The 26,462-nt window shown below is 66.4% G+C and carries 25 protein-coding genes; 14 read left to right on the top strand and 11 right to left on the bottom strand.

Annotated elements, in window-relative coordinates; translation table 11 throughout:
* The first annotated feature begins 15 nt into the window (after window positions 1-15).
* From ACQR1D_RS24685 to ppk2, 6 genes are all read left to right on the top strand, one after another.
* The gene (locus tag ACQR1D_RS24685) at window positions 16-336 is read left to right on the top strand and encodes a chaperone NapD (RefSeq protein ID WP_315803349.1); all 321 of its coding nucleotides are present in this window, start codon (window positions 16-18) and stop codon (window positions 334-336) included.
* A gap of 15 nt (window positions 337-351) precedes the next feature.
* Window positions 352-2,856: a nitrate reductase catalytic subunit NapA gene (napA, locus tag ACQR1D_RS24680; protein ID WP_434840043.1), complete on the top strand. Its 2,505-nt coding sequence runs from the start codon at window positions 352-354 to the stop codon at window positions 2,854-2,856.
* Between the two features lie 23 nt (window positions 2,857-2,879).
* Window positions 2,880-3,332 (top strand): nitrate reductase cytochrome c-type subunit, encoded by a 453-nt coding sequence (locus tag ACQR1D_RS24675; RefSeq protein ID WP_434840104.1) that lies wholly within the window; start codon window positions 2,880-2,882, stop codon window positions 3,330-3,332.
* The gene (locus ACQR1D_RS24670; protein ID WP_316182347.1) at window positions 3,329-3,991 is read left to right on the top strand and encodes a NapC/NirT family cytochrome c; all 663 of its coding nucleotides are present in this window, start codon (window positions 3,329-3,331) and stop codon (window positions 3,989-3,991) included. The genes ACQR1D_RS24675 and ACQR1D_RS24670 overlap by 4 nt, the downstream gene beginning before the upstream one ends.
* A 288-nt stretch (window positions 3,992-4,279) precedes the next feature.
* Window positions 4,280-5,389 (top strand): ATP-dependent DNA helicase, encoded by a 1,110-nt coding sequence (locus ACQR1D_RS24665; protein ID WP_434840042.1) that lies wholly within the window; start codon window positions 4,280-4,282, stop codon window positions 5,387-5,389.
* 146 nt (window positions 5,390-5,535) lie between these two features.
* Window positions 5,536-6,690 carry a polyphosphate kinase 2 gene (gene ppk2, locus ACQR1D_RS24660; RefSeq protein WP_316237570.1) on the top strand — a complete coding sequence of 385 codons (1,155 nt, stop codon included), beginning with the start codon at window positions 5,536-5,538 and terminating at the stop codon, window positions 6,688-6,690.
* Window positions 6,691-6,700: 10 nt separating this feature from the next.
* Here ppk2 and ACQR1D_RS24655 read toward each other — a convergent pair whose 3' ends face one another.
* Complete coding sequence (locus ACQR1D_RS24655; RefSeq protein ID WP_315803343.1) at window positions 6,701-6,952, bottom strand: hypothetical protein; 252 nt, start codon at window positions 6,950-6,952, stop codon at window positions 6,701-6,703.
* 159 nt (window positions 6,953-7,111) lie between these two features.
* Window positions 7,112-7,369, bottom strand: a complete 258-nt coding sequence (locus ACQR1D_RS24650; RefSeq protein ID WP_316237571.1) for a hypothetical protein — start codon at window positions 7,367-7,369, stop codon at window positions 7,112-7,114.
* Window positions 7,370-8,399: 1,030 nt separating this feature from the next.
* Here ACQR1D_RS24650 and msrA point away from each other — a divergent pair.
* The 3 genes from msrA to ACQR1D_RS24635 all read left to right on the top strand — a co-directional run bounded on the left by msrA (window position 8,400) and on the right by ACQR1D_RS24635 (window position 10,275).
* Window positions 8,400-9,113, top strand: a complete 714-nt coding sequence (msrA, locus tag ACQR1D_RS24645; protein ID WP_316217472.1) for a peptide-methionine (S)-S-oxide reductase MsrA — start codon at window positions 8,400-8,402, stop codon at window positions 9,111-9,113.
* 70 nt (window positions 9,114-9,183) lie between these two features.
* Window positions 9,184-9,594 carry a peptide-methionine (R)-S-oxide reductase MsrB gene (gene msrB / locus ACQR1D_RS24640; RefSeq protein WP_315803340.1) on the top strand — a complete coding sequence of 137 codons (411 nt, stop codon included), beginning with the start codon at window positions 9,184-9,186 and terminating at the stop codon, window positions 9,592-9,594.
* A 396-nt stretch (window positions 9,595-9,990) separates the two neighbouring features.
* A complete protein-coding gene (locus tag ACQR1D_RS24635; RefSeq protein WP_315733902.1) occupies window positions 9,991-10,275 on the top strand; it encodes a hypothetical protein in 285 nt (94 codons plus the stop codon).
* Between the two features lie 100 nt (window positions 10,276-10,375).
* On the opposite strand, the gene ACQR1D_RS24630 is transcribed toward ACQR1D_RS24635, so the two are convergent.
* Both ACQR1D_RS24630 and ACQR1D_RS24625 read right to left on the bottom strand, forming a co-directional pair.
* Window positions 10,376-10,927 carry a DUF4112 domain-containing protein gene (locus ACQR1D_RS24630; protein WP_434840273.1) on the bottom strand — a complete coding sequence of 184 codons (552 nt, stop codon included), beginning with the start codon at window positions 10,925-10,927 and terminating at the stop codon, window positions 10,376-10,378.
* Between the two features lie 63 nt (window positions 10,928-10,990).
* Window positions 10,991-11,950, bottom strand: coding sequence for an AraC family transcriptional regulator (locus tag ACQR1D_RS24625; protein WP_434840269.1), 960 nt, complete (start codon window positions 11,948-11,950; stop codon window positions 10,991-10,993).
* A 260-nt stretch (window positions 11,951-12,210) separates the two neighbouring features.
* On the opposite strand from ACQR1D_RS24625, the gene ACQR1D_RS24620 reads away from it, so the two are divergent.
* The gene (locus ACQR1D_RS24620; RefSeq protein ID WP_316177639.1) at window positions 12,211-12,456 is read left to right on the top strand and encodes a hypothetical protein; all 246 of its coding nucleotides are present in this window, start codon (window positions 12,211-12,213) and stop codon (window positions 12,454-12,456) included.
* Between the two features lie 32 nt (window positions 12,457-12,488).
* Window positions 12,489-12,737, top strand: coding sequence for a GCG_CRPN prefix-to-repeats domain-containing protein (locus ACQR1D_RS24615; RefSeq protein WP_315803337.1), 249 nt, complete (start codon window positions 12,489-12,491; stop codon window positions 12,735-12,737).
* A gap of 28 nt (window positions 12,738-12,765) precedes the next feature.
* Here ACQR1D_RS24615 and ACQR1D_RS24610 read toward each other — a convergent pair whose 3' ends face one another.
* From ACQR1D_RS24610 to ACQR1D_RS24585, 6 genes are all read right to left on the bottom strand, one after another.
* Window positions 12,766-13,203, bottom strand: a complete 438-nt coding sequence (locus ACQR1D_RS24610) for a DUF5413 family protein (protein ID WP_316237573.1) — start codon at window positions 13,201-13,203, stop codon at window positions 12,766-12,768.
* A gap of 54 nt (window positions 13,204-13,257) precedes the next feature.
* Window positions 13,258-14,907 carry a hypothetical protein gene (locus ACQR1D_RS24605; RefSeq protein ID WP_434840268.1) on the bottom strand — a complete coding sequence of 550 codons (1,650 nt, stop codon included), beginning with the start codon at window positions 14,905-14,907 and terminating at the stop codon, window positions 13,258-13,260.
* Between the two features lie 36 nt (window positions 14,908-14,943).
* Window positions 14,944-16,236 (bottom strand): adenylosuccinate synthase, encoded by a 1,293-nt coding sequence (locus ACQR1D_RS24600; RefSeq protein WP_315803334.1) that lies wholly within the window; start codon window positions 16,234-16,236, stop codon window positions 14,944-14,946.
* 347 nt (window positions 16,237-16,583) lie between these two features.
* Entirely contained in the window at window positions 16,584-17,267 is a 684-nt protein-coding gene (locus ACQR1D_RS24595) for an ABC transporter ATP-binding protein (RefSeq protein WP_316217473.1), read from the bottom strand.
* On the bottom strand, window positions 17,260-18,486 hold the full coding sequence (locus ACQR1D_RS24590) for an ABC transporter permease (RefSeq protein WP_315803332.1): 1,227 nt from the start codon (window positions 18,484-18,486) through the stop codon (window positions 17,260-17,262). Before ACQR1D_RS24590 ends, ACQR1D_RS24595 begins: the two co-directional genes overlap by 8 nt.
* Window positions 18,483-19,751 carry an efflux RND transporter periplasmic adaptor subunit gene (locus ACQR1D_RS24585; RefSeq protein WP_434840267.1) on the bottom strand — a complete coding sequence of 423 codons (1,269 nt, stop codon included), beginning with the start codon at window positions 19,749-19,751 and terminating at the stop codon, window positions 18,483-18,485. Before ACQR1D_RS24585 ends, ACQR1D_RS24590 begins: the two co-directional genes overlap by 4 nt.
* Window positions 19,752-19,961: 210 nt before the next feature.
* Between ACQR1D_RS24585 and mgtA the strand changes: the two genes are divergently transcribed.
* The 3 genes from mgtA (at window position 19,962) to ACQR1D_RS24570 (ending at window position 24,641) form a co-directional block, all read left to right on the top strand.
* The gene (gene mgtA, locus ACQR1D_RS24580) at window positions 19,962-22,523 is read left to right on the top strand and encodes a magnesium-translocating P-type ATPase (RefSeq protein ID WP_434840266.1); all 2,562 of its coding nucleotides are present in this window, start codon (window positions 19,962-19,964) and stop codon (window positions 22,521-22,523) included.
* A gap of 147 nt (window positions 22,524-22,670) precedes the next feature.
* Window positions 22,671-23,594, top strand: a complete 924-nt coding sequence (locus tag ACQR1D_RS24575; protein ID WP_434840265.1) for a DMT family transporter — start codon at window positions 22,671-22,673, stop codon at window positions 23,592-23,594.
* Between the two features lie 114 nt (window positions 23,595-23,708).
* Window positions 23,709-24,641, top strand: coding sequence for a DMT family transporter (locus ACQR1D_RS24570; RefSeq protein WP_316177627.1), 933 nt, complete (start codon window positions 23,709-23,711; stop codon window positions 24,639-24,641).
* Between the two features lie 24 nt (window positions 24,642-24,665).
* On the opposite strand, the gene ACQR1D_RS24565 is transcribed toward ACQR1D_RS24570, so the two are convergent.
* Window positions 24,666-26,351 (bottom strand): methyl-accepting chemotaxis protein, encoded by a 1,686-nt coding sequence (locus tag ACQR1D_RS24565; RefSeq protein WP_434840264.1) that lies wholly within the window; start codon window positions 26,349-26,351, stop codon window positions 24,666-24,668.
* Window positions 26,352-26,462 lie beyond the last annotated feature (111 nt).

Here is a 26,462-nt window from a genome sequence, read left to right as displayed (position 1 = left end):
CGGAAGGACCCCGCCGTGCTCTCACACCGCACCTCCCTCGACCGGCGCGCGCTGATCACCGGCCGCGTCCTCACCGCCGATCCCGTCGTCGCACCAGCCAAGGGCGAGATCGCCAGCATCATCGTGCAGACCCGGCCCGAGCAGCTCGACCGCGTCGCAGCCGACATCCTCGCGCTGTCCGGCTGCGAGATCCACGGCCGCGACATCAGAGGCAAGCTGATCGTCGTCGTCGATGCGCCCGATGCCGGCGCGCTCGGCGCCACCATGAACCGGATCGGACTGCTGCCGCACGTGCACTCCGCCTGCCTCGTCTTCCACGCCATCGACGCCGGCTAATCACACGAGACTCCAATGACCGACATGAAGATCGATCGCCGCCAGATGCTGAAGCTGGAAGCCGCCGCGATTGCCGCGGCCGCCGCCGGCATGCCGAGCGCCTCGCTCGCGGCGAACCTCGTCACCGAGCGCGAGCAGAGCGAGCTGAAATGGGACAAGGCCGCCTGCCGCTTCTGCGGCACCGGCTGCAGCGTGATGGTCGCGACCAAGGACAACCGCGTCGTCGCCACCCATGGCGACATCAAGGCCGAGGTGAATCGCGGCCTGAACTGCGTCAAGGGCTATTTCCTGTCCAAGATCATGTACGGCCATGATCGCCTGACGCACCCGATGCTGCGCAAGACCAACGGCAAGTACGACAAGAACGGCGAGTTCACGCCGGTCACGTGGGACGAAGCCTTCGACATCATGGCGCAGAAGTACAAGGAGGCGCTGAAGAAGCGCGGGCCCTCCGGCGTCGGCATGTTCGGCTCGGGCCAGTGGACGATCTGGGAAGGCTATGCGGCCTCCAAGCTGTTCAAGGCCGGCTTCCGCTCCAACAACATCGATCCCAATGCGCGGCACTGCATGGCGTCGGCCGTGGCCGGCATGATGCGCACCTTCGGCATCGACGAGCCGCCCGGCTGCTACGATGACATCGAGGCCACGGACGCGTTCGTGCTGTGGGGCTCCAACATGGCGGAGATGCATCCAATCCTGTGGACCCGCGTGACCGATCGGAGACTGTCGACGCCGCATGTCAAGGTCGCCGTGCTCTCGACCTTTGAGCACCGCTCGTTCGACCTCGCCGATATCGGCATGGTGTTCAAGCCGCAGACCGACCTCTACATCCTCAACGCCATCGCCAACCACATCATCACGACAGGCCGCGTCAACAAGGACTTCGTCCAGGCGCACACGGTGTTCAAGAAGGGCCAGACCGACATCGGCTATGGCCTGCGGCCGGAGCATCCGCTGCAGAAGAAGGCCAAGGGCGCCGCCAACCCGAACGACGCCACCGACATCTCGTTCGACGAGTATGCGAAGTTCGTCTCGGGCTACACGCTGGAGAAGGCCGCCGAGATGTCCGGCGTGCCGCTGAACCGGCTGCAGGCGCTCGCCGAGCTCTATGCCGATCCGAAGACCAAGGTGGTCTCGTTCTGGACCATGGGCTTCAACCAGCACACCCGCGGCGTCTGGTGCAACAACCTCGTCTACAACATCCATCTTCTGACCGGCAAAATCGCCGAGGCCGGCAACAGCCCGTTCTCACTGACCGGGCAGCCCTCGGCCTGCGGCACCGCGCGCGAGGTCGGCACCTTCTCGCACCGTTTGCCCGCCGACATGGTGGTCACCAACAAGGAGCACCGCGCCAAGGCCGAGCACATCTGGCAGCTGCCGGAAGGTACGATCCCGGACAAGCCGGGCTATCACGCGGTGCTGCAGAGCCGGATGCTGAAGGACGGCCTGCTCAACGCCTATTGGGTGCAGGTCAACAACAATTTGCAGGCCGGCCCCAACGCGAACGAAGAGACCTATCCGGGCTTCCGCAACCCCGACAATTTCATCGTCGTCTCCGACGCCTATCCGTCGGTGACCGCGCTCGCCGCCGATCTCATTCTGCCGACGGCGATGTGGGTGGAGAAGGAAGGCGCCTATGGCAATGCCGAGCGCCGCACCCAGTTTTGGCACCAGCTCGTCTCGGCGCCGGGCGAGGCGCGCTCCGACCTCTGGCAGCTGATGGAGTTCTCCAAGCGCTTCAGGATCGAAGAGGTCTGGCCCGAGGAGCTGATCGCCAAGAAGCCGGAGGTTCGCGGCAAGACGCTGTTCGACGTGCTCTACAGGAACGGCCAGGTCGACAAATTCCCGGTCGACCAGATCGAGCCGGGCTATGCCAATGACGAATCCAAGGCGTTCGGCTTCTACGTCCACAAGGGCCTGTTCGAGGAATACGCCTCGTTCGGCCGCGGCCACGGCCATGACCTGGCGCCGTTCGAGGCCTATCACAAAGAGCGCGGCCTGCGCTGGCCTGTCGTCGACGGCAAGGAGACGCGCTGGCGTTTCCGCGAGGGCTCCGACCCTTACGTCAAGTCCGGCACCGGCGTGCAGTTCTACGGCTTCCGGGACGGCAAGGCGCGCATCTTCGCCCTGCCCTACGAGCCGCCGGCGGAATCGCCGGACAAGGACTATCCGTTCTGGCTGTCGACCGGACGCGTGGTCGAGCACTGGCATTCCGGCACGATGACGCGCCGCGTGCCCGAGCTCTACAAGGCGTTCCCCGAAGCCGTCTGCTTCATGCATCCGGACGATGCCGAGGCCGCGAACCTGAGGCGCGGCGACGAGGTCAAGGTCGCCTCGCGGCGCGGCTTCATCCGCGCCCGCGTCGAGACCCGCGGCCGCGACAAGCCGCCCCGCGGGCTCGTCTTCGTGCCGTGGTTCGACGAGTCCAAGCTGATCAACAAGGTGACGCTCGACGCCACCGACCCGATCTCGCTGCAGACCGACTACAAGAAATGCGCCGTGCGCATCGAGCGGGTGTGACGATCATGATCAAGAGACTTGCCATGATGCTGCTCGCAGCCAGCCTTGCGGCCGGCTCGAGCGCCCTGCTCGCCCAGAGCGTCTCCTCGTCGCTGCGCGGCCCCACGCCGCTCAATGACGAAGGCCCGGCGCCGCCGATGCAGCCGACGAAGAACACCGCCGAGAAAGAGGTGCGCAACTATCCGGAGCAGCCGCCGGTGATCCCGCATTCGATCGACGGCTATCAGGTCGACATGCAGGGCAACAAATGCCTGTCCTGCCATGCCCGTGCTCGCATCGCGGAGTCGAAGGCGCCGATGCTGTCGATCACCCACTTCATGGACCGCGACGGCCAGTTCCTGGCGTCGGTGTCGCCGCGCCGCTACTTCTGCACCCAGTGCCACGTGCCGCAGAGTGTCGCCAATCCGCTTGTCAGCAACGACTTCGTCGACATCGACACGCTGCTGGCGCACGACAAGCCGGGTGGCAAGCGATGAGCAGCGCCGACATCCCGGAGGGCGCCAAGGCACCCGTCCCCGAGCAGCAGCTCGGCCTTGCCGGCCGCGCCTGGCAGTTCATTCTCGACCTCATCGACGTGCTGCTGAAGCCGAGCTCCGTGTTCGGGCTCGGCGTGCTGGTGCTCGCCGGCTTCCTCGCCGGCGTGATCTTCTGGGGCGGCTTCAACACCGCGCTGGAGATCACCAACACCGAGAAGTTCTGCACCGGCTGTCACGAGATGAAAGACAACGTGTTCGCCGAGCTGAAGTCGACCGTTCACTTCTCAAACCGCTCCGGCGTGCGCGCCAGTTGCCCGGACTGCCACGTGCCGCACAACTGGACCGACAAGATCGCGCGCAAGATGCAGGCCTCCAAGGAGGTCTGGGGCCATCTGTTCGGCTCGATCAACACCCGCGAGAAGTTCACCGACCGCAGACTGGAGCTCGCCTTGCATGAGTGGGCACGGTTCAAGGCGAACGACTCGCTCGAATGCCGCAACTGCCACAGCTCCCAGTCGATGGACATCACCAAGCAGTCGCCGCGCGCCGTGGAAGCGCATCAACGCTTCCTGTTCACCGGCGAAAAGACCTGCATCGACTGCCACAAGGGCATCGCGCACCACCTGCCGGACATGCGGGGCGTGCCGGGCTGGCAGTAGTCGACTTCTCTGAATGGCCGAGCCGTCGCCGCGCGCGCAGTCGGCTCCCCTCCCCCTTGTGGGGAGGGGTTGGGGAGGGGCCCACACGGGCGGTGTCGCCCGGAGCCCCCCCCCTCCCCAACCCTCCCCCACAAGGGGGGAGGGAGCACACCGTACGCGCCGCGCGCTTTCGGCCTCCATTCTCTGAAGCGAGGCACCCCTGCCTTAGCTAGCGCTTGATCTCCCCGCATCAGCCCTTAGGTTCACGGAATGTCCCCGAGTCGCCGCGCGGCTCCATCCCTGTGAGCCATGACCACCTTCTCCCCGCATCAGGATTCCGCGCTGAAGGCCGTCGGCGATTGGCTGAAGGCCAAGCCCGGCCAGAGCGGCACGCCACAAGTGTTCCGGCTGTTCGGCTATGCCGGAACCGGCAAGACCACGCTGGCCCGCCACATCGCCGATGGCGTCGACGGCGAGGTCAAGTTCGCGGCCTTCACCGGCAAGGCGGCGCTGGTGATGCGCAGCAAGGGCTGCGACAACGCCTCCACCATCCATTCGCTGATCTATCGCGCGCAAGAAACCGGCGAGGAGCAGCCGAACTTCGAATTGTGGGACGACGCGCCGGCCTCCAAGGCCAAGCTGATCATCATCGACGAATGCTCGATGGTCGACGCCGATCTCGGCCGCGACCTGCTGTCCTTCGACTGCCCGCTGCTGGTGCTCGGCGATCCCGCGCAGCTGCCGCCGGTCAAGGGGGGCGGCTTCTTCACCGACAGCGAGCCGGACGTGATGCTGACCGAGGTGCACCGCCAGGCCAAGGACGATCCGATCGTGCGGATGTCGATGGACGTGCGCGAGGGCAACACGCTCGACGTCGGCCGCTACGGCGAGAGCGAGGTGGTCGAGCGCCGCGAGCTCGATCCGTCCCGCGTCATGGAGGCCGACCAGGTGCTGGTCGGCCGCAACGCCACCCGACGCGCCTACAACAACCGCTTCCGGCAGCGCCTCGACATCGAGGACGCCCTCCCTGTCGCCGGCGACAAGCTGGTCTGCCTGCGCAACAACCGCAAGAAGGGCCTGTTCAATGGCGGGCTGTGGCGGGTGAAGTCGCGCGCGACCTCGAAGTCCAAGATCGTCACCATGCGGGTCGCGCCCGACGAGGATCTCGGACGCAAGGTCACGAAAGTCTCGGTGCGCGGCGAATGCTTCGCCGGCGGCATCGAGGACATCCCGTGGGAGCAGCGCAAGCCCTATGACGAGTTCGACTACGGCTACGTGCTGACCGTGCACAAGTCGCAGGGCTCGCAATGGGACGACGTCGTGCTGTTCGACGAGAGCTTTGCCTTCCAGGAAAGCCGCGCTCGCTGGCTCTACACCGGCATCACCCGCGCCGCGAAGCGGCTGTCGATCGTGGTGTAACGCCGGCTTTACCGCGCGAGACGATTTTGCTCGCCTCGCTGGTACCCACCTGCGGCAGGTTGATCCACGTCAACCTGACGCAGGGTCCTTGGCGGATAAAGATCGATTCACATCTCTGTTAAACCAGCAGCAGGCGGCGGGATCGTATGGCAAAGTCCAACACCACGAAAGGCAAGACCAAAGGCAAGTCGACGAAAGACAAGGCTTCCAACGGTCAGCGCCGCAAGCGCGCGAGCGCCACGGCGCGTGTCGCGCGCCGGCAGTCCGCAGCCAAGCTCGATCCGATCGGTCAGTCGCTTGTGGACGAATCGATGCAGGCCGCGCAGATCACCGAGCTGTCGGCGTTCGAGACCGTGCTCAACGGTCCGCCGGCCCTCGACCCCAACTCCGCGCCGGTCAGGGCAATGCTGGACGGCGCCGCGCCGGACGATGCCAGGCTGATGAAGGCGCTGATCGAGGGCAAGGCCAAGCCCGACAAGCGCCACACCTCCGACGAGCTCGCCGACAATTGGCGCCAGGGCGGCTACCCCTACAAATTCCGCATGTACCGCAAGGACTATGAGGAGCAGAAATTCATCCTGCAGACCGAGCTGTTGAAGCTGCAGAACTGGATGAAGGATGCGCGCCAGCGCCTGGTGCTGCTGTTCGAAGGCCGCGACGCCGCCGGCAAGGGCGGCACCATCAAGCGCTTCATGGAGCATCTCAATCCGCGCGGCGCCCGCGTGGTGGCGCTGGACAAGCCGAGCGACGTCGAGCGCGGCCAGTGGTACTTCCAGCGCTATGTCGAGCATCTGCCGACCGCGGGCGAAATCGTGCTGTTCGACCGCTCCTGGTACAACCGCTCCGGCGTCGAGCGCGTGATGGGCTTCTGCTCTCAGGTCGAGTACGACGAGTTCCTGCGCCAGGTGCCGGAGTTCGAGCGCAACCTCGTGCGCAGCGGCATCCACCTCATCAAGTTCTGGTTCTCGGTCAGCCGCGACGAGCAGCGCCGCCGCTTCAAGGAGCGCGAGGCGCATCCGCTGAAGCAGTGGAAGCTGTCGCCGATCGACACCGCGTCGCTCGACAAATGGGACGACTACACCCGCGCGAAGGAGGCGATGTTCTTCTCCACCGACACCGCCGACTGCCCGTGGACCGTGATCAAGTCAGACGACAAGAAGCGTGCGCGGCTGAACGCGATGCGCTGCGTGCTGCATTCGCTGCCCTATGCCGGCAAGGACGTCTCGCGCATCGGCCAGGTCGACGACCTCATCGTCGGCCGCGCCAGCGTGATCCACGAGCGCGAGGAGCACGCGAGCTGAGCCACCCCGCTCAGCGCCGATGACGCCGGTGCGGCCTCGCCATATCGGCCGGCCGCATCGCTGCATTGGCATTCGGAAGGCCCGGCGCGCCGCGACGGGCCAACTCCGCCTGTGCCGCCGGCGTCAGCGTGCCGCCATTGAGCACGTCGCGTTCGGGATGCATGGCCTCATAGGCCGCCGGCTCGGAGAATTGCGCCGATGCCGCGGTCACCGCCAGCGTCGACATCAGCAGAGCTGCCGCCAGGCTCCTGAATATGATCATGATCGGTCTTCCCTCCGTGGTGCATCAATTCACGCTTGCGATCATGTAGGCGGGCGAAGGCTGCCCCCCTATCACGACTGCGCGAGCCGGTAACCCTTCGTGAGCGCGCTCATGTCTCAGAGCTGGCGAAGGGATCATTCGTGCCGACGGTCCGACGCGTCACCGCCGCAGCGGCAGCCGATCATACGGGCTGAGACGGGCCCGCGGCGGAAACACGAGCACCGCGCCGGAGGCGCGCTCCATGCCCATTTTCCCCGCCGGAGTCAGCGCGCCGCCGTTGAGCACGTCGCGATCAGGATACATCGCCTGAAACGCCCCGGGCTCCTGCTCGCCGAAAAACCAGCCCTGCGCCGATGCTGGCGCAACAGTGGCCATCGACAGCAGCAAGGCTGCCGCCTTTGATTTCCAGGATGTCATGATTGTTCTCCAGGTTCTCAGGATGCGGAGACCACGCACGCGATTGATGCTCTGGTCAGAGCCGTCATCAGCGAGGCGCGACCGCCTCTGTATTGACCGCAGAGGAAACGAAATATTCGCGGCGTCGTCGCCTTGCCGGGATCACGACCGCGAGACCTGAACCACACCATCATTCGAGGATCGACGAAGCGTGACGTCATCGTGAGTTCGTGAACGAGATGGCGCGCATCCGATGACCTCACCCCGTCGTTGCGAATTTGATGGCTGCCGACGATGCAGGATCGGTTACCGCGCCCAGCACCGCCCTGCAGCCCGTCGGGCAAATCGGCCGGCGACGACAAAAGCTGTCAAGGTATTCTGAAAAACATAAATCATTTCGCGCTCTGCCCAAATCAGGCTTATGATGCCTGCGTTTCGTTGCACGGCAGGGGACGTATCGCGATCGTCACGGACGTTGGCAGCGGAATGCGATGGACGCGACATGTTGCAGCGGGTCCTGGACCTGCCGACGAACGGCATGGCGCGGACGGCGAAAGCGTGTGGTCCTGGCCTCCCGACGCTGAGGCCAAGCTGGCGGTGATGATCCGCCGGCGACGGGGGCAAGACAGCCGGTCCCCGGGGAGAGCACGTATAAGCGTTAACACCGTCGCGCAGGGAGGGCCGGATCTGTCCGGCTGAACCTGTGGTACCTGCCGCCTGCATTTTTTAAGCAGGCGGGCCACGGGCCTCAGTCGAGGTCCGGCCTTCCCTGCGCCCTCCACTTCGGAGGGCCGATGAACCGGCATCCCTCGGGCAATTCGGGCCGCGAGACCACATCGTCATGCCTGGAACGGTCTCGCCACAACTCCCAGCGTCGTCCCGGCACCCATCGGGCGGTTGCGCACGTGCCGCCGCCCCCCGCCTGTTCACGCAGTCGTGTCACTTCCCCCGTAACGCCGGACGGGCACGGACGTATCTTGCAGCAGAGGCCGGGCCGGGCCAGTGTTTCCGGCCGGCGAGACGAGACAAGCCCCCTCACAAGGATTCGAAGATGCGCCTCACCCGCTCCCTTTTCGTCAAGACAGCCGTGCTCGGTGCGATGGCGGCAGGCATCCTGGCCTGGCAGCCGCTGCATGCCGCCGAGCAGGCCGTTGTGATCCCGCCGCCGGCCCAGGACCAGCCGGCCTCCGACGCGCTGGAAACCGCTGTGGTCGCCGGCGGCTGCTTCTGGGGCGTCCAGGGCGTCTACCAGCACACCGCCGGCGTGGTCAGCGCGGTCTCCGGCTATGCCGGCGGCACCAAGGCCACGGCCGACTACCGCACGGTGTCGAGCGGCACGACCGGCCACGCGGAATCGGTCCAGATCAAATACGATCCGAAGAAGATCTCCTACGGCAAGATCCTGCAGATCTTCTTTTCGGTCGTGCACGATCCGACCCAGTTGAACCGCCAGGGCCCGGACAGCGGAACCCAATATCGCTCGGCGATCTTCACCACCTCGGAGGCGCAGAAGAAGGTCGCCGAGGCCTATATCGCGCAGCTCGACAAGGCCAAGGTGTTCGGCAAGCCGATCGTCACCAAGATCGGCAAGCTCGAGGCGTTCTATCCGGCCGAGGACTATCACCAGGACTACCTGACGCTGCACCCCAGCCAACCCTATATCGCCTATAACGACCTGCCGAAGATCGACAATCTGAAGAAGATCTTCGCCGAGAACTACATCGACAAGCCGACGCTGGTCCGGGACGCCAAGGCGACGAACTGAGGCGTCGCGTTCGGCCCGACCAGCGCCATGACAGGGGCGGACCATACGGGTCCGCCTGGAGGACCACAGGATGAGCGACACCAAGACGAACAACAAGGTCGTCAAGAGCGAGGCGGAATGGCGCAAGGAGCTGACGCCGATGCAGTACGCCGTGCTGCGCGAGAAGGCGACCGAGCGCCCCTTCTCGGGCGAGTATGAGCATGAGCACCGCGCCGGGACCTATGTCTGCGCCGGCTGCGGCCAGACCCTGTTCGAGTCCGACGCCAAGTTTGATTCCGGCTGCGGCTGGCCGAGCTTCACCCGGCCGGCGACGGAGAGCCACGTTGACGAGGAGACCGACACGACCCATGGCATGGTTCGCACCGAGGTGCTGTGCTCGAAATGCTCGGGCCATCTCGGCCACGTCTTTCCCGACGGCCCGGGGCCGACCGGCCTGCGCTATTGCATCAACTCGGCGGCGCTGAAGCTGAAACCGCGCTGATGGCACGCCCGGCCCCGGTCCCGTCATCGACGGTACTCGGGGCCGCTGGCTTGCGGCGGGCGAGGCGCGGGCGGCCAAAACCGGCCACAAGGGGTGAGATTTTAGCCGTGCAGATCGGGCTCTCCTGCATTCACAAGTTGCGGATCAATTAAGCTACTGAAAAGACAGCATGTTTCAAGGCGGCCCACAGCGGGCCGGATTTACGATGTGAGCGTGCAGGATTCGCATTTCTGCCAAATCGGCCTATATTAGGGGTCGTAACTGACTATGCAGGGCCGGGCCGCCTGGAGCGGCAAATCCCGCCCTCCACCCCCGCAATCGCTGGCGTCATTGCCAAGCTGAATGTTTTGAAAGCTCGCGTCAGCGCTTCCAGCCGACAAGAAGAGGTCTCAGACCATGCGTCCACTGCGTCCGTTCAACTTCAACACCTCTGCCGAACTGTTTCCCGCCGCCATCCGCAAGAAGAAGCGGGCGGGTTTCGCCTATCGGCGGTTCGGCACCGCGGCCGAAGCCGTGCGCTTCGCCATGGAGGAGTTGCCTGCGGATTCGCTGAATGGCGCCTACCTGCAGGTCGAGGAGGCCCGGTTCGACCAGAACGGCATCCGCACCCTGTATGAGAGCGAGGCGTTTCCGCTGCCGCGCCGCGTGGTCGACAAGGCGCCGGACGCCGATGCGGCCTGACGGCTGCCAGAGCATTCTTCGATACCCTGCCCCGCCTCGTGCGGGGCAGTTTTTTTATGGGGGTCTGTTTGTCCGTTTGTTGCCCCGGTCCCGTCGCACGTCAGCGCGGCTGGGTATCCAGCCACCGCCGCAGGATCTTGGCGTTGCGCATGTTGGCGCGGAACAGCACGTCGAAGGCGTCGCCCGCCACCGGCACCATGCCGATCACGCCCTCGACCGCGACATTGCCCAGCATCCGCGTGATGACGTGCCAGGGCGCGCCCAGCGCCCGGGCCTCGCGCACCAGCCACAGCGACAGCGCGGTCGCGATGAGGTCGCCAACCACCGGGATGAGGCCGATGATGCCGTCGATGCCGTAGCGGATGTTGGTGCCGGGCAGGACGAAGGCGACGTCGAGCAGCTTCGCCACCGCCTCGAGCCGCGCGATGCGCTGCTCGCGGCTCAGGTTGCCGAACGGATTGGCGGTGTTGAAATCGAAGCGCACGCCATCCGGGCCGACGAAGGCGCCATTGAACGAGGACCGGAACGCCCCTTGCGGGATCTCTCGTCCGTCCTGGTCGATGATCGGTCCGCGCGCCTCATCGGCGTTGAAGCGCGCCTGCGAGGCGCGTCCCGATGCGCGGCGGGGCGAGGTGGACATCTGGTCTTGCATACCCATGAGATGGCAACGCGCGGGGCCCGGCACAAGTTGCGTCGAACCGCCGCCTTGTCTCGCCTAGCGGCCCCGTGCGCCGGTCGGCGTCAGCCCGAAGCGGCGCCGGAAGCAGCGGTTGAAATAGGACAGGTCGTTGAAGCCGCAGGCAAACGCGATATCGCTGATGCGGCGTCCGCCACCGGCCAGCAGGTCCATGGCCTTGCGCAGGCGCAGCTCGTTCAGCCGGGCCGAGAAGCCGGCGCCGGCCTCGTGCAGCAGGTCATTGACGTAGCGCTCGGACAGGCCCGCCGCGGCCGCAAGCTTCTGCGCCGAAAAATCCGGCTCGGCGAAGCGGCTGTTCAGAATGGTCAGCAGCCCCGCCAGGCGAACGCTGCGCAGGCCGCCGCGGCCGGCCTTGCGCATCGCGTCGCCGCGCACACCGAGCCCGAGCGCCACCAGATCGAGCAGATGCTGCGCGATCGCCGGGCCGGCTTCGTCGGCCGCGGCGGGATGGGCGAGCAGCAATTCGCTGTAGTCCATCGCGAGCGACAGCGCGCCGCCGGGCGCCAATTCGCGCCCGACCAGGTCATCGACACCGGAGACCATCGAGCGCAGCGTCATCATCGGCAGATGCACGTTGACGAAGCGCTTGTGATTGGCGCCATCGGCGCTGAAGAACGGCTCATCGAGCTTGAGCAGCACCATCGCCCCCGGCCGCAGAGCGAACTCGCGTCCGCGATGAACGACCATCGCCTCGCGACTGCCGGCGTTGCGCGCCAGGCAATAGCGGTCGTCGTTGGTCGCGAGCACCTGGCGCCGTTCGCGCCTGACACGGGTGAAGGTGCCGTCGCAGCGCCCGAGCAGGGTGGTGCCGATGTGGATGGCGTTCATTACGGCGCGAAACGGCACGTCCTCGGCCGGATCGAGCTCGCCCGTGTTGGAGAAGTGCTCGAACATTTCCGCAAAGCACAAGAAGCGCTGCCTGTCGTCGAGCCCTTTCGGCAGCATGTCGGTCGACAGCATTTTCCTGACGATGGTCATCGAAATCAGATCCGAGGCAAAGGAATTTCCGAAGCAACGCGATCAATGTGGCAGCGGCGGGATGAACGGCCGCTGAAGTCGGCAAAGCTCATCAGGACGGATCGGGAGCGCCGATCAGTCCAAGTCGCGCGACCGTTCATGCCGATGAGTCCAAGACAGCGGCAACGGGTTCAACTAGCGATGCGGATGGACGCACGCCGACATGCGTTGCGGCCTGCATCCTCCAAGTCGAACAGCCATGAGTCCGAGGAGAGATTGAAATGACCATGTCTTCCGCGGCCCGCAAGCTCGGCCTCGGCGCCGCCCTCGCGGGTTGCATCGGGATCGGCTACGCGCTCGGCGCGCAGCCGCACATGACCGCGACCGTCACCATGCTGCAATCGGCGCGAGCCGAGCTGGCTCAGGCGACACCGAACAAGGGCGGCCATCGCGAACGCGCGCTGGGGCTGATCGATCAGGCCATCACCGAGGTGCGTGCCGGCATCGCGTTCGCGGCGGGCGGCTGACCAATTCGCAAATCAAACCAGGGAGACCATCGATGCGAACCATCCTCACCAGCACGCTCCTGTTGGGAATTCTGACCGTCGGCGCATCTGCGATGCCGCTGGCTTCGATCGACGCCGGATCCAAGCCGGAGGTGATCCAGGTCGCCGGCGGCTGCGGCCCCGGCTGGCACCGCGGTCCGTATGGCGGATGCCTGCGCAACTATGCCAATCCGGCGGCGCACGCCTGCCCGCGCGGGTTTCACATCGGCCCCGGCGGCCGCTGCCGCGGCAACGGCAGGTAGGGCCGAGCTGCTCGTGTGTTCAGCTTGCTTACGCAGTCGGCGGCTCGGTGGCGACCGCCGGCTGCGGCTCCTCGACGAATCTGTGCACCAGCCACGATGACACCGTCGCCGGGATGAAGCCGACCAGCCCGTACAGAATCCACTGGATGATGCCGTATTCGGAGCCGTGCGAGGCGTAGTTGAAGGCCGCGAGCAGGAAGGCGATGGCTCCCACCAGCAGCATCCGCAACGTCGGCCCGATGCGCCTGACGTGGAACAGGATGTCGTCGATCGCGCACATCATCAGCGCCGGCAGGAAGCCGAACAGATAGCTGTATTGCAGCGAGGTGACGAAGACCTTGAACAGCTTGGCCACTTCGCCCGGATTGGTGTTGGTCCAATAACCCGACATGTAGGTCGTGACCAGGAGCAGCGCGAAGCCGCCCAGCGCCGGGCCTACGGCAACGAAGATGAGATATCGCTTCATGCCCAATCTCCTGCCTCACCGGCCCGCCGACCGGGCCAAGCCCGTGCTGATTCCTCAGTCACCCCACAGCGCGAAAGCGTCGTTGAAGGCGCGCTCGCCCGGGGCGCCCTTCTCGATCGCGATGATCGCCCGGCGCTGATTGGTGTAGACCAAGGGAACGTCGAACCAGGAGCGCTCCTTGAGGAGCTGCACGTTGCGGGCGCGATCGGCATCGACGTTGGACAGGCCGACCAGGAAGAAGCCGTCGGTGACCTTGACCGCGAGGCCCGCCAGCGGCGTTCCGCGCGACTGTTCGTTGGACTTCATCAGGATGCCTGGCACGTTGCCGACGCCGCCGCCGTTGAAATCCTGCGGCAGGATGAAAGTGAGCTCGGCGGTGTGGCTCGCCGGCAGCGACGTGTCGGTGTTGCGGCGGAACGACATCGTCATCTTGAACTTGCGATCCGGAATCTCGATGTCGGCGCGCACCGCGATGTCGGCCTTCTGCGTGGCCGTCGCCTTGATCTGCTCGGTGCGCCAGACCACCGAGCCGATATATTGCTTGCCCTTCGGATCGGACGGATCCTCGTCATACAGCACGACGCGCTGCGCGACCGGCGCGATCTGGTCCGAGGACGGCGACTGGCCGACGCGGTCGGTGATCTTCGGCTTGCTCAGCGGCGCGCCGGTGTCCTTCGGCGCCTCGACCGTCGAGGAAGATTTGAACAGGCCGTTGACCATGCCGACCAGCGGCCGGCCCCACAGAATTCCGGCGCCGATCAGGATCAGCACGATCCCGGCGGCGATGGCGGCCTTGAACGGAAAGGTCGAGCCGCTGCGCTCCGACTTCTTCTTGCCCTCGCGATCCGGAGCGGCGCCACGCTGGCGGGTCGAGGTGGCCGGCAGCGCGTAGCGCTCGGCCTCCTGAACCGACTCGTCATAGGAGTACGGCGCTTCGGGCAGCGGCGGCCGGTCATCGTCGTCGCCCTCGAGCCGGTCGAGATCGGTGGCCGGAACGTTGGCGTAGGTCTTGCGCGCCGCGCGGTTGGCCTGAGCGGTGGCCTTGCCGAGATCGTCGACATCAGCGGTGATGTCGCGGAAGCCGCGCATGGCGGGCGGCGTTGCCGGATTGCCGTTGTCCTGAGCACCGCGGCGAGCGGCAGCCGGACGTTCGCGCACGGGAGGCGCCGCCCCATCCTGTGGAGGCGTTTGAGGCGGCTGGGGCCGCGGTGGCACGGCTGGTGCGCCAGCCGCAGCCGGCGGCCCTTCCGGTCGCTGATTGCGCGCCGGCCGCAGCTCGGCCGTCTCGCCGCCGAGCGGCGGGCGCTCGGCCCGGGCAGCGGCCGGGGCCGCCGGTCGTGGCCGGGGAGCGGCAGTGGCGGCCTGGTCTGGAGTCGGAGTGGGCTGAGCCGAGGGGGGTGCCGGAGCATCCGAACTCCGCGCACCGGCCCGCCGGAGCGCATCACCTGGGCGAGCGGCGCCACTGGACGCCCGCTGCGCCTCGCGGGCACGCTGGGCTGCTTCCGCCTCGACCTTGCGCACGGCCTCCTCGAGCGACAGCCGCTCGCGCGTGATCTCGGACTCGCTGAGCGGCGGCTGGACGCTGCGCAGCTGCGCGATCAACGCCGCCCGCGCCCGCTCGTAAAGCGCACGCCGGCTTTCCCCGGGAGCGTTGGGGTCCAATCCGGCAATGGCACGGGCTATCAGCGGGTAGTAGTCGGCCATATCAACTCAATTCGCGCGCTCAGCTGTCGGGTCCCGTCATGCCTCGAAGGGATTCTGGACCAGAATAGTATCCTCGCGTTCGGGGCTGGTGGAAAGCAGCGCGATCGGGCAACCCACCAGTTCCTCGATGCGCCGGACGTATTTGATGGCCTGAGCCGGCAGATCGGCCCAGGAGCGCGCGTTCGCCGTCGGCTGCTTCCAGCCTTCGATCGTCTCGTAGATCGGTTCGACCCTGGACTGCGCGCCCTCACCTGCCGGAAAATGATCGATCTCCTTGCCGTCCAGCCTGTAGCCGGTACAGACCTCGATGGTGTCGAAACCATCGAGAATGTCCAGCTTGGTCAGCGCAAGACCGTTAATGCCGCAGGTCCGCACCGCCTGGCGAACCAGCACCGCATCGAACCAGCCGCAACGACGCGGCCGGCCGGTATTCGTTCCGAATTCGCGGCCGCGCTCACCGATCTTGCGGCCGGTCTCGTTGTCCTGCTCGGTCGGAAACGGCCCCTGTCCGACGCGGGTCGTGTAGGCCTTGCACAGGCCGAGCACGTAGCCGATCGCGCCCGGTCCGAGGCCGGCGCCGGTCGCCGCCTGCGCCGCCACCGTGTTGGACGAGGTCACGTAAGGGTAGGTGCCGTGGTCGACGTCGAGCAGCGCACCCTGGGCGCCCTCGAACAGCATGCGCTTGCCTTCGCGGCGCTTGATGTCGAGCAGCCGCCACACGGTCTCCGCGTAGGGCAGCAGCTTCGGCGCCAGCGCCGTCAGCTCGCGCAGGATCTGCTGGCCGTCGATCGGCTCGAGGCCGAGACCCCGGCGCAACGCGTTGTGATGGGCGAGCAGGCGATCGATCTTGTGCGGCAGCGTATCGAGATCGGCGAGGTCCATCAGCCGGATCGCGCGGCGGCCGACCTTGTCCTCATAGGCCGGGCCGATGCCGCGGCGGGTGGTGCCGATCGCGGTCGCCGCGCTCGCGGACTCGCGCAGCGCGTCGAGCTCGCGGTGCAGCGGCAGGATCAAGGTGACGTTCTCGGCGACGCGCAGATTGTCCGGGCTGATGGCGACGCCCTGCGACTGCAGCTTGCCGACCTCGTCGAGAAAGGCCTGCGGATCGAACACGACGCCATTGCCGATTACCGACAGCTTGCCGGTGCGCAGCACGCCCGACGGCAGCAGCGCCAGCTTATAGGTCGCGCCGTTGATGACGAGCGTATGACCGGCGTTGTGGCCGCCCTGGAAGCGAACCACGATGTCGGCCTGCTCCGATAGCCAGTCGACGATCTTGCCCTTCCCCTCGTCACCCCATTGGGCGCCGACGACGACGACGTTAGCCATTCGCAGCTCTTTCCTCTGCCAAGATCCAAAACAGCACGATCGGTTCGGACGAAATCGCTTCCGATGAGGGGCCAGCCTGGCCAACCATGCGCCCAGCCCAAATCGCGGCCAGGACCGCTCGCTTGCGAGGCGACCCACCGGATAAAGGAAGCCGCCGGGCTAGGCAAGCGAGAACGGGCCTTCGGAGCACACAACAGCGCCACCAAGCCTTTGATAAGCCCCAAAATTTCAAGCCGCCCCGGCTGCGGATCGGGCGACCCGGCCGTGCGCTTCTGGCGGCGCATCGAGCCGGGCAGTTCCATTGAGCACCCGAACGGCGGCGAATCTACGATCGAAGCGGCCCGCTCTCAGCTCTGGATGCGGCCATCGACAACCTCGATGATACGATCGCAGCGCCGGGCCAGATCAAGGTTGTGGGTGACGAGCAGGAAGCTCGTGCCGACCTTCCGATTGACGTCGCGCATCAGGCCAAAGACCGCCTCGGCAGACTTGGTGTCGAGGTTGCCGGTCGGCTCGTCCGCCAGGACCAGATCGGGGTTCATGGCCAGCGCCCGCGCCACCGCGACGCGCTGCTGCTGGCCGCCCGACATGTTGCTGGCGAGATGGTCGGCGAATTTCGCCAGCCCGACCTGGTCGAGCAGCTTCGACGCCTGCGCCTCGATCTCGGGACCCGGGAAGCCGCGATCGACCAGCAGCGGCATCATCACGTTCTCCTTGGCCGTGAAGGCGGAGATCAGGAGATGAGACTGAAAGATGAAACCGATGGTATGGCCGCGCAGATGGGTGAGCTCGGTATCATTGAGCGATGCCGTATCCTGGCCCTTGATCGTCAGCCGGCCGGAGGTCGGCCGGTCCAAGAGACCGACGATGTTCAGCAGAGTGCTCTTGCCGGAGCCGGACGGGCCGATCAGCGCGACGAACTCGCCGCGGTCGACCTCGATGTCGATATCGTGCAGCACCTCGGTCTCGGTCGGCTGCCCGACATTGTAGGCCTTGCAGACCTTTTCCAGTCGCAGCAGGACCTCAGCCACGGATCGCCACCACCGGATCGAGCTTGGCCGCGCGCAGCGCCGGCGCGGTCGCGGCGAGCAGGCCCGTCACCGTCGCGAGCAGGGCCGTGATGACGAACAATCGGCGTTCGAGGATCAACGGAAACAACTCCGAGCCATCGGCCTGGCGCTGCACCGCATGCCAATAGATCAGCGCACCCGCGCCCATCGCCGCGCCGAACAGCGAGCCGACGAAGCCGAGCAGCCCGCCCTGCAGCAGGAACACGCGCAATATCTGTCCGCGCGAGGTGCCCATCGCACGCAGGATCCCGATCTCCTTGGAGCGCTGGATTACCGAGACGATCAGCACAGCGGCGATGCCGAACGCGACCGAGAGCGCGACGAAGACGCGGATCAGCGTGTTGGATGTCGCCTGCGCGCGCACCGCGGTGAAGAACTGGGCATTGGTCTTGATCCAACTGTCGGCCTTGACGCGATTGGCGGCCTGGATGCGCTGCGCAATGTCCTCAGCGGCATAGATGTCCCGTACCGTCATGTCGATCGTGGTGACGCCGCCGACCATGCCGAGCAGCGACTGCGCCGTGCGCAGCGCGACATAGGCGGAGCGCTGATTGGCGCCCTTGCTGCCGAGGTCGACGAGGCCAGTCACGATCAGCACGCGGTTGGCGCCGGAGGCGGCCTGAACATTGAGCTTGTCGCCGACGATGGCGCCGAGATCCCTGGCGAGCTCGGTACCGATGATGATGTCCTCGCTGGTCAGCCGCGGCTCGCCGGCGACGATGTAGTCCGGCACGCGCACGATTCTGAAGTAGCTCTCCGGCTCGATGCCGGACAGCGTCACGGCGCGGCTGGCGTCGCCGCGAATGGCGAGGGCGGAGCCGGAGATGGTCGGCGACACCGCCGAGATCTCCGGCATCGCCAGCATCTGATTGCGGATCTTCGGCCATTGATCGATCGAGATCACGCGCTGGCTCGGACGCTGCACGATGGCATCCTCGATCACGCCATTGTCGTTGCGCAGGGGACGCGCAACCTGATCCGGCGTCAGCAGCTGGATCTGCGGCTGCGAGGTCAACACCCGCTTGATGAAATTGGCCTCGAGGCCGGCCAGCATCGCCGACATGAACACGATGACGCCGACGCCGATCGCGATGCCGCCGATGATGAACAAGGTCTGCAGCCGGCCCTCGCGCAGGAAGCGTACCGCCGCGATCCACTCGAAGGGCAGCCAGCGGTTCACGGCAGCACCGGACGGAAGCGCTGGCCGGTCAGGATGCCGGAACTCTGGGGCACGGCGATGTCACCGGCATTCAAGCCGTCGACGATCTCGACATGGCTGTTGCCGCGGATGCCGACGCGCACCGGCTGCTTGGCGGCGCGGCCGTCCTTCACGCCGAGCACCCAGGGCTGTCCCGAGGTGATATCGTGAACCGAGCGCACCGGCAGCTCCAGCGTATCCTTGCGGGAGGCGACCTCGATGTCGACAGACACCGTCATGTCCTGGCGCAGATAGTCGGGCGGGTCCTTGACGATCAGCTTGACCTGGACGGACGCGCGGGAAATATCGATGCCGGGGTTGATGTAGCTGACCACGGCGGGGAAGCGCTTGTCGGGATAGGCATCGGCCGACGCCAGCGCCGTCTGGCCGAGCGCCAGCTTGCCGAGATTGCGCTCGTCGATCTGCAGGACGAGCTGGAGATCGCCGGCAGGTGCCAGGACGAGCAGCGTCTTGCCGGGTTGCGCCACGGTGCCGCGCTCGACACTGCGCGTGATCAGCACGCCGTCGCGTGGCGCCGAGATCGTCGCATAGCCGAGACGCGACTGCGCGGTGTCGAGATTGGCGCGCGCCTGGTTCAGCTGCGTCTCGGCCATGACGTAGTCGCTGCCGCCGGGGCTCGCCGTGAAGACCTGGAATTCGGCGGCACGCTTCTGCGCCAGCGCAACGTCGAGCGTCTTCTGGGCCTCGTCGAGCGCAGCGCGCGTCGCATAGCCGTTGCCGGTCAGCTGCGACGTCCGGTCATAGGTCTGCTGGGCATTGAGCAAGGTCGCCTGCACCTGGCGCAACGCCTCCTTCGCCGACGGCAAGGTCAGCTCGGCGAGCTGGCGCATCCGCGCCTCGGCCTGCGCCACCTGCCCTTGTGCCTGCACCACCGCGGCCTTCAGTTCGCGCGACTCCAGCGAGATCAGCGGCTGGCCCTTGGTGACATGCTGGCCTTCCAGCACCAGCACCTCCTCGACGGTGCCGGTGATCTGGCTGCCGATCTCGACGCGGAACGGCGTCTCGACGTGACCGCTGGCGACGACAGTCTCGACGAGGTCGCCGCGCCGGACCTGATCGACCACGATGGCAGGCCCAAGCATGACGCGGACGCTTTGCCAGCCGCCAAGGCCGAGCAGCACGATGATGGCGAGAGCGAACCAGCGATGCGCCCATACCGCCGCCAGGACGGTCGGACCAGCGGCGGCTTTCGTGGGGGATGGGAGAGCTGCGGCTTGTTCGGCCATGGTCCTCAATACAAACTCGTCAATGCGGATGATGCCCGGCGACGGGCGCCATCCATTCCTCGGGTGCGGCCGTCAGCCCGCGGCGCATTGCCCGCAAAGCTAGGGGATCGCGGCAGGAGGATGTTGCGCTAGGTCAACCGGCGCACGATCCTTCATGCAAATCAGACAAGATGACCATCACCAATCATCCACGAACATGAACGGATGCATGTGAGCACCGATACGAGCCCCGGCCTGCACCGGTTCTGGCGGCTGTCGCCTGCGCAGGCAGCCGCAGCGCTGGGCTGCGACCTGAACGGCCTCGGCGGGGCCGACGCCGGGCAGCGGCTGCAACGCTACGGCCGGAATGCCGACTCCCCATCCCATGTCGTGGGGCCGATGCGCGCCGTGCTTCGCCGCCTGCTCGAGCCGCTATCGCTGATCCTGCTGGTGGCCGGCATCATCTCGATGGTGACGGGCGACGTGATCGGCGGCGCCATCATCGTCCTCATCCTCACGCTGTCGATCGGGCTCGATACGGTTCAGGAGGGGCATGCCGTCAAGGCGGCCGAGGAGCTCCGCCGCTCCGTGGCCCTGAAGGCCGAGGTCAAGCGGGACGGCGCCTATCGCGAGATCGACGTCGACGCCGTCGTTCCCGGAGACATCCTGCGCGTCCGCGCGGGCGACATCGTGCCGGCCGATGCGCTGATCATCGAAAGCAAGGCCTTCACTGCCGGCGAGGCGGCGCTGACGGGAGAGCCCTATCCCGTGACGAAACAGGCCGGCATCCCCGGCGATGAGAATGACACGTCGAATGTGCTGTTTCGCGGCTCAGTGGCCCAGACCGGAGAGGCCGTCGCGATCGTCGTCAACACCGGACCGAACACGATGTTCGGCGCTGCCGCCTCGGCGCTGGCCGAAGCGCAGGCCCGCACGCCGTTCGAGCGCGACCTGCACGAATTCGGCCTCGTCATCGCGCGGCTGACGCTGGCCCTGGTCGTGATCGTGCTCACGGTGCGCGTCGTATTCGGACGCGATGTGCTCGACTCTCTGCTGTTCTCGGTGGCGCTGGCCGTCGGACTGACGCCCGAGCTGCTGCCGATGATCACGACCGTGACGCTGTCGCGCGGCGCGCTCCGCATGGCCAAGCGCAAGGTGATCGTGAAGCGGCTCGCGGCGATCCATGATCTCGGCGCGATGTCGGTGCTGTGCACCGACAAGACGGGAACATTGACCTCAGCCGAGATCACGCTGGCCCGAAGCATCGCGCCCGACGGCAGCGACGACCCGCGAGCCGCGGAGCTCGGCGCGATCGCTGCCGCACTCGGCGGTGATCGTGGTTCGCTCGACACCGCGCTCATCGCCGGCGCGGACCTTGAGGTGGCAGGATGGACACTGGGCGGACAGCAGACCTTCGACTTCTCGCGCCGGCTCGGCTCGGTGCTGGCGATCCGCGGGGCAGAACAGATCCTGATCGTGAAGGGCGCGCCGGAGGCGGTGATCGAACTGTGCACGCAGCAGCGGCAGGGCAGCACCGTCGCGCCGCTCGACGACAGCGGCCGCACCGACATGCGCGAGCGCGTCCACGCGCTGGCGCGCGAGGGCCTGCGCACGGTCGCCATCGCGTCACGGCCCTGGACCGGCGTGCCGCGCGAGATCGAGACCGATGACGAGCAGGAGCTGATCTTCGAGGGTCTGTGCGCGTTCGCCGATCCGCCCAAGCCGACCGCAGCCGCGGCCATCGCGCAGCTTGCGCGCGCCGGCATCGCGCTGAAGATCCTGTCCGGCGACGATCCGGTCGTGGTCAAGCGACTGGCCGGGCTGGTCGGGCTGAGAGCGGATCGCGTGCTGTCCGGCAGCGACATCGCCGAGCTCAGCGACGATGCGCTTGCGGTGCAGGTGCGTTCGGCCGATGCGTTCGGCCGGCTCGCCCCCGATCAGAAATCGCGCATCGTCAAGGCGCTGCAGGCCTCGGACCACGTCGTCGGCTTCCTGGGTGACGGCATCAACGACGCGCCGGCACTGAAGGTGGCCGACATCGGCCTGTCGGTCGACGGGGCGACCGGCGTGGCGCAATCGGCCGCCGACATGATCCTGCTCGCCTCCGATCTCGAGGTGGTCGCCGACGGCGTGGAGGAAGGACGGCGCACCTTCGCCAACATCCTGAAATACGTGCGGATGGGCGCGAGCTCGAATTTCGGCAACATGCTGTCGATGGCGGTCGCCTCGATCATGCTGCCGTTCCTGCCGATGCTGCCGACGCAGATCCTGCTCAACAACCTGCTCTACGATCTCTCCGAGCTCGGCATCCCGTTCGATCGTGTGAGTCCGCAGGCCACCGCGCGGCCGCAGCGCTGGGACATGAAGCGGCTGCTGCGCTTTGCCGCGATCATGGGCCCGCTGTCATCGCTGTTCGATTTTCTCACCTTCGGCGCACTGCTGTATTTGTTCCATGCGACGCCCGACGAGTTCCGGACCGCCTGGTTCCTCGAATCGATGGCGACCCAGATCCTCGTCATCTTCATCATCCGGACCAACGGACGGCCATGGAGCAACCGCGCCGATCCGATGCTGACGGCGTCGTCACTGACTGCGCTCGCCGTCGCGCTGGTCGTGCCCTTCACCCCGGCCGGCGCCTGGTTCGGCTTCGTTGCGCCGCCTGCCATCGTCTTGGCCGCCATCGCCGCTCTCGTCATCGTCTATCTGCTGAGTGCGGAGCGTCTCAAATCCGTCGCGGTCCAATCCGGACCCCGGCGACGGCACCGTGGACATGCCCCGCATGCCGGCTCCTGAAGACGATCATCGCTGCATGGTCGCGATGCATCTGCCCTCTTGATAGGCAGCGGCAATTGGTGTCTGTCGACCCAGCCGGGGAGAAACTTCGGCCTGGGATCGCCGGGCCGATTGCCGCGGCGCATCAACCGGGTCCAACAGCGCCGCATGTCTGCCGCCGATCGCACCGCGTCCACCGCGCCCGGCTGGATCGCCAACCAGCCCTACATATTGCTGAGCATCACGGCGCTGTGCTGGGCCGGCAACTCGATCGTCGGCCGGCTCGCCGCCGGCCACATCCCGCCGGTGACGTTGTCGTTCCTGCGCTGGTCGTTGGCTTTCCTGCTGATCCTGCCGCTCGCCTGGAAACAGCTGCGCCAGGACTGGCCCGCGATCCGGTCGCGGCTCGGCATCATGATCGCATTGTCCGTGACGGGCATCGGCGCCTTCAACACGCTGCAATACTGGTCGCTCGAATATACGCAGGCCCTCAACACCCTGCTGCTGCAGTCGGCTGGTCCGCTCATCGTGGCAATCTGGTCGATGCTGCTGCTGCGCGTGCACCTGACCCTGGCGCAGGCCATCGGCATCGTGCTGTCGCTCGTGGGCGTGCTGCTCATCCTGACCCGCGGTCACCCCACCGCGCTGGCCGACATCAGCTTCAACAGAGGGGACCTGATCTTCCTGCTGGCGATGGCGGTGTTCGGCTTCTACTCGGTGCTGACGATCAAGCGGCCGCAGATCCACGGCCTGTCGATGGTCGCCTTCACCTTCGGCTGCGGTGCAGCCAGCCTCATTCCGCTGCTGATCTGGGAACTCCACGCGCGGCCGGTCATGGCGTTCGACGCGCAGAACCTGTTGTCGCTGCTCTACGTCGCGATCTTTCCTTCGACGATCGCCTATCTCTGCTTCAACCGCGGCGTGCTCCTGATCGGCGCCAACCGCGCCGCGCCGTTCTTTCACGTGGTGCCGGTGTTCGGCTCGATCATGGCCTTCGTGTTCCTCGGCGAGCAGCCGCAGATCTTCCACGTGATCGGCTTTGCCCTGGTGCTGGCCGGCGTGTTCGTGGCGTCGCGCAAACAGGCGACGTGAGACGCTGCTCCCGGGCGACGGCGCCTGCATGGCACCAATCCCCGGCGGCGCATTGCGCAGCGCCGCGATTTGGCCCACCTTGCGTCCTCCCCCCGCCAGAGCGTCCCGCCTCCCTTGCCCGCCGACGACATCAAGCCATCATCGCCGCTCGCCTGGCTCAACAACCAGCCTTACGTGCTGCTCACGCTGGCTTCGCTGTTCTGGGCCGGCAACATCGTGCTCGCGCGCTACGTCGCCGGGCACGTGCCGCCGCTGACGCTGTCGTGCATCCGCTGGATCGGGACCTTCCTGATGCTGTGGCCGTTCGCACGCACGCACCTGGCGCGCGACTGGCGCACGCTGCTCGCGCACTGGCCGCTTCTGCTGCTGCTGGCGCTGACCGGATTCGCGATCAACAACGCGCTGTCCTATTGGGCCATGCAATACACCCAGGCGCTCAACGGGCTGCTGATCCAATCGTCGACGCCGCTGTTCGTGGCGCTGTGGTCGTTGCTGCTGTTCGGCGTCAGGCTGAGCCTGGCCCAGTTCGCAGGCATCGCGATGTCGCTGAGCGGCGTGCTGGTGATCCTGACGCGCGGCGATCTCGGTGCGCTCGCGGGCATCCAGTTCAACCGCGGCGACCTGATGTTCGCGGGCGCATTGCTGGTGTTCGGCCTCTACTCCGCCGCCATGACGCGGCGGCCGGCGGTGCACCAGTTGTCGCTGATCTCGTCCTGCACGGCGCTCGGCGCCGTTCTGCTGCTGCCGCTGGCGGTCTGGGAATATTCCTCCGGGTTCGTGCTCGCGCCCGACCTGCTCTCGATCGCGACGCTCGGCTACGTCGTCGTCTTCGCCTCGACGCTGGCCTATCTGTTCTTCAACCGCGGCATCAGCCTGATCGGACCGAACCGCGCCGCGCCGTTCCTGCACCTGGTCCCGTTGTTCGGCTCGGTGCTGGCGATCCTGCTGCTCGGCGAGGAGCTCAGGCTGTTCCACCTCATGGGCTATGCGCTGGTCATCGCGGGCGTGATCATCGCCTCGCGCACGGGCGGCCCCAAGATGGCCTGAGCGTGGGGTCCGTTCCAAGCCGCCTCAGGCCGTTCGCACCTTTGCCATGAAGCCATCGACGGCCTGCTGCAGCAGGCCCGACTGGCTGTCGAGCTCACGTGCGCTCGACAGCACTTCCGAGGCGGCCATGCCCGTCGCTTCCGCCGCCTTGGTGACGCCGCCGATATGGGCGCTGATCTCGTTGGAGCCGGCCGCGACCGACTGGATGTTGCGCGCGATCTCGCGCGTCGCGTCGCCCTGCTGCGCGATCGAGGTCGAGATCGAATTGGTGATCTCGCTCATCTGCGCGATGGTCTGGGTGATGCCGCTGATGGCGGTGACCGCATCCTGGGTCGAGGTCTGCATCGCCGCGACCTGCGCCGAAATCTCCTCGGTCGCCTTCGCCGTCTGGTTGGCGAGCGCCTTCACCTCCGAAGCGACGACCGCAAAACCCTTGCCGGATTCGCCGGCGCGGGCGGCTTCGATCGTGGCGTTCAGCGCCAGCAGGTTGGTCTGCGCTGCGATCGAATGGATCAGCTTGACGACCTCGCCGATCTTCTCGGCACCGGTCGACAACACCTGAACGGTGGCATTGGTGCGCTCCGCGTCGCCCACGGCTTTGCTCGCGATCTCGCTGGAGCGGGCGACCTGGCGCGAAATCTCGTTGACTGAGCTCGACAGCTCCTCGGCCGCGGCGGCGACCGTGCCGACATTGTCGTTGGCGCTCTGGGTGGCGGCGCTGACGGTCGAAGCGCGCGAGCTGGCATCGCTCGCGGTCGAGGTCATCGACTGCGCGGTGTGCTGCATGCCCTCGGCCGCCGACGCCACCGAGCGGACGATGCCATTGACGCTGCGCTCGAAGTCGGCTGCGAGGTTCTGCATGGCCGCGGTCCGCTCGGCGGCCGCGCGCTGCTGGGTGGCGGCCTCGGCCTGCTCGAGCTCGCGCATCCGCAGCGCGTTGTCCTTGAAGATCTGGACGGTCGCGGCCATCCCGCCGATCTCGTCGCCGCGGCCGACACCGGGAATCTCGCCCTCGAGCCGGCCGTCGGCGATCTCGCGCATGCGGACGCCGAGACGATCGAGCGGCACGCTGATGCTGCGGCTGATCAGCCAGGCGATCCCGCCGGCGACGACCGCGATGCCTGCGCAGGCCATCCAGATCAGCCATTTCAACGGCTTCATCTTCGCGTCGAGATCGTCGACATAGACGCCGGTGCCCACGAACGTATTCCAGCCGGGAATCATCACCGCATAGGAGATCTTGCGGGTCGGCTGCTCCTGACCGGGACGCAGATATTCGTAGTGCAAGGTGACTTCGCCATCCTTGGCAACGCCGTCGCGCAGCTCGACGACGAGCTTGCGGCCGTTGAGCTCGAAATCGATCACGTTCGAGCCGCGCTGCTTCGGATCCTGGGACAGGACCACATTGCCGTCCATCGTATAGGCGAACAGATAGCCCGTGCCCTTGTCGAAGGTCATCGTTCTCCCGCGATTGACGAACTCGTCGAGCGCAGCCTCCTTCGTCAATTTGCCGGCTTCGACATCCTTGATGAGGCCGAGGGCCATGTTACGCGCGGTCTCGACGATCGCCCGGCACTGTTCGATGCGGGCATTGACCATCTCCTTTTGCATCAGAGTGCCGGCAAACGTACCGGCCGCGGCAAGGCCCAGCATCGCGACGCCGACGACGATGGCGAGCTTGGGGGCAATCTTCAGGTTGTTCAGCAGCACGCAAAGAACTCCGCCCGGTCCCCGATCGACGGCCTCGATCTGTCAAGGTGAGCTGCCGGTTAACTGATCAGGTGATGGTTAGAGTTCGGTTGCGAACGCGCCCCCGTAGAA

It is taken from the genome of Bradyrhizobium sp. HKCCYLRH2047 (genome assembly GCF_051168175.1).
GTDB lineage: Bacteria > Pseudomonadota > Alphaproteobacteria > Rhizobiales > Xanthobacteraceae > Bradyrhizobium.
This window is presented reverse-complemented; position numbering and strand designations above follow the sequence as displayed.

Coding starts and splice junctions, on each gene's coding strand:
- msrB (WP_315803340.1), top strand. CDS start 9,184: ATGAGCGACACCAAGACGAACAACAAGGTCGTCAAGAGCGAGGCGGAA.
- ACQR1D_RS24630 (WP_434840273.1), bottom strand. CDS start 10,927: ATGCAAGACCAGATGTCCACCTCGCCCCGCCGCGCATCGGGACGCGCC.
- ppk2 (WP_316237570.1), top strand. CDS start 5,536: ATGGCAAAGTCCAACACCACGAAAGGCAAGACCAAAGGCAAGTCGACG.
- ACQR1D_RS24585 (WP_434840267.1), bottom strand. CDS start 19,751: ATGGCCGAACAAGCCGCAGCTCTCCCATCCCCCACGAAAGCCGCCGCT.
- napA (WP_434840043.1), top strand. CDS start 352: ATGACCGACATGAAGATCGATCGCCGCCAGATGCTGAAGCTGGAAGCC.
- ACQR1D_RS24620 (WP_316177639.1), top strand. CDS start 12,211: ATGACCATGTCTTCCGCGGCCCGCAAGCTCGGCCTCGGCGCCGCCCTC.
- ACQR1D_RS24625 (WP_434840269.1), bottom strand. CDS start 11,950: ATGACCATCGTCAGGAAAATGCTGTCGACCGACATGCTGCCGAAAGGG.
- ACQR1D_RS24600 (WP_315803334.1), bottom strand. CDS start 16,236: ATGGCTAACGTCGTCGTCGTCGGCGCCCAATGGGGTGACGAGGGGAAG.
- ACQR1D_RS24615 (WP_315803337.1), top strand. CDS start 12,489: ATGCGAACCATCCTCACCAGCACGCTCCTGTTGGGAATTCTGACCGTC.
- ACQR1D_RS24650 (WP_316237571.1), bottom strand. CDS start 7,369: ATGACATCCTGGAAATCAAAGGCGGCAGCCTTGCTGCTGTCGATGGCC.
- ACQR1D_RS24665 (WP_434840042.1), top strand. CDS start 4,280: ATGACCACCTTCTCCCCGCATCAGGATTCCGCGCTGAAGGCCGTCGGC.
- ACQR1D_RS24670 (WP_316182347.1), top strand. CDS start 3,329: ATGAGCAGCGCCGACATCCCGGAGGGCGCCAAGGCACCCGTCCCCGAG.
- msrA (WP_316217472.1), top strand. CDS start 8,400: ATGCGCCTCACCCGCTCCCTTTTCGTCAAGACAGCCGTGCTCGGTGCG.
- ACQR1D_RS24605 (WP_434840268.1), bottom strand. CDS start 14,907: ATGGCCGACTACTACCCGCTGATAGCCCGTGCCATTGCCGGATTGGAC.
- ACQR1D_RS24575 (WP_434840265.1), top strand. CDS start 22,671: ATGTCTGCCGCCGATCGCACCGCGTCCACCGCGCCCGGCTGGATCGCC.
- ACQR1D_RS24675 (WP_434840104.1), top strand. CDS start 2,880: ATGATGCTGCTCGCAGCCAGCCTTGCGGCCGGCTCGAGCGCCCTGCTC.
- ACQR1D_RS24610 (WP_316237573.1), bottom strand. CDS start 13,203: ATGAAGCGATATCTCATCTTCGTTGCCGTAGGCCCGGCGCTGGGCGGC.
- ACQR1D_RS24655 (WP_315803343.1), bottom strand. CDS start 6,952: ATGATCATATTCAGGAGCCTGGCGGCAGCTCTGCTGATGTCGACGCTG.
- ACQR1D_RS24635 (WP_315733902.1), top strand. CDS start 9,991: ATGCGTCCACTGCGTCCGTTCAACTTCAACACCTCTGCCGAACTGTTT.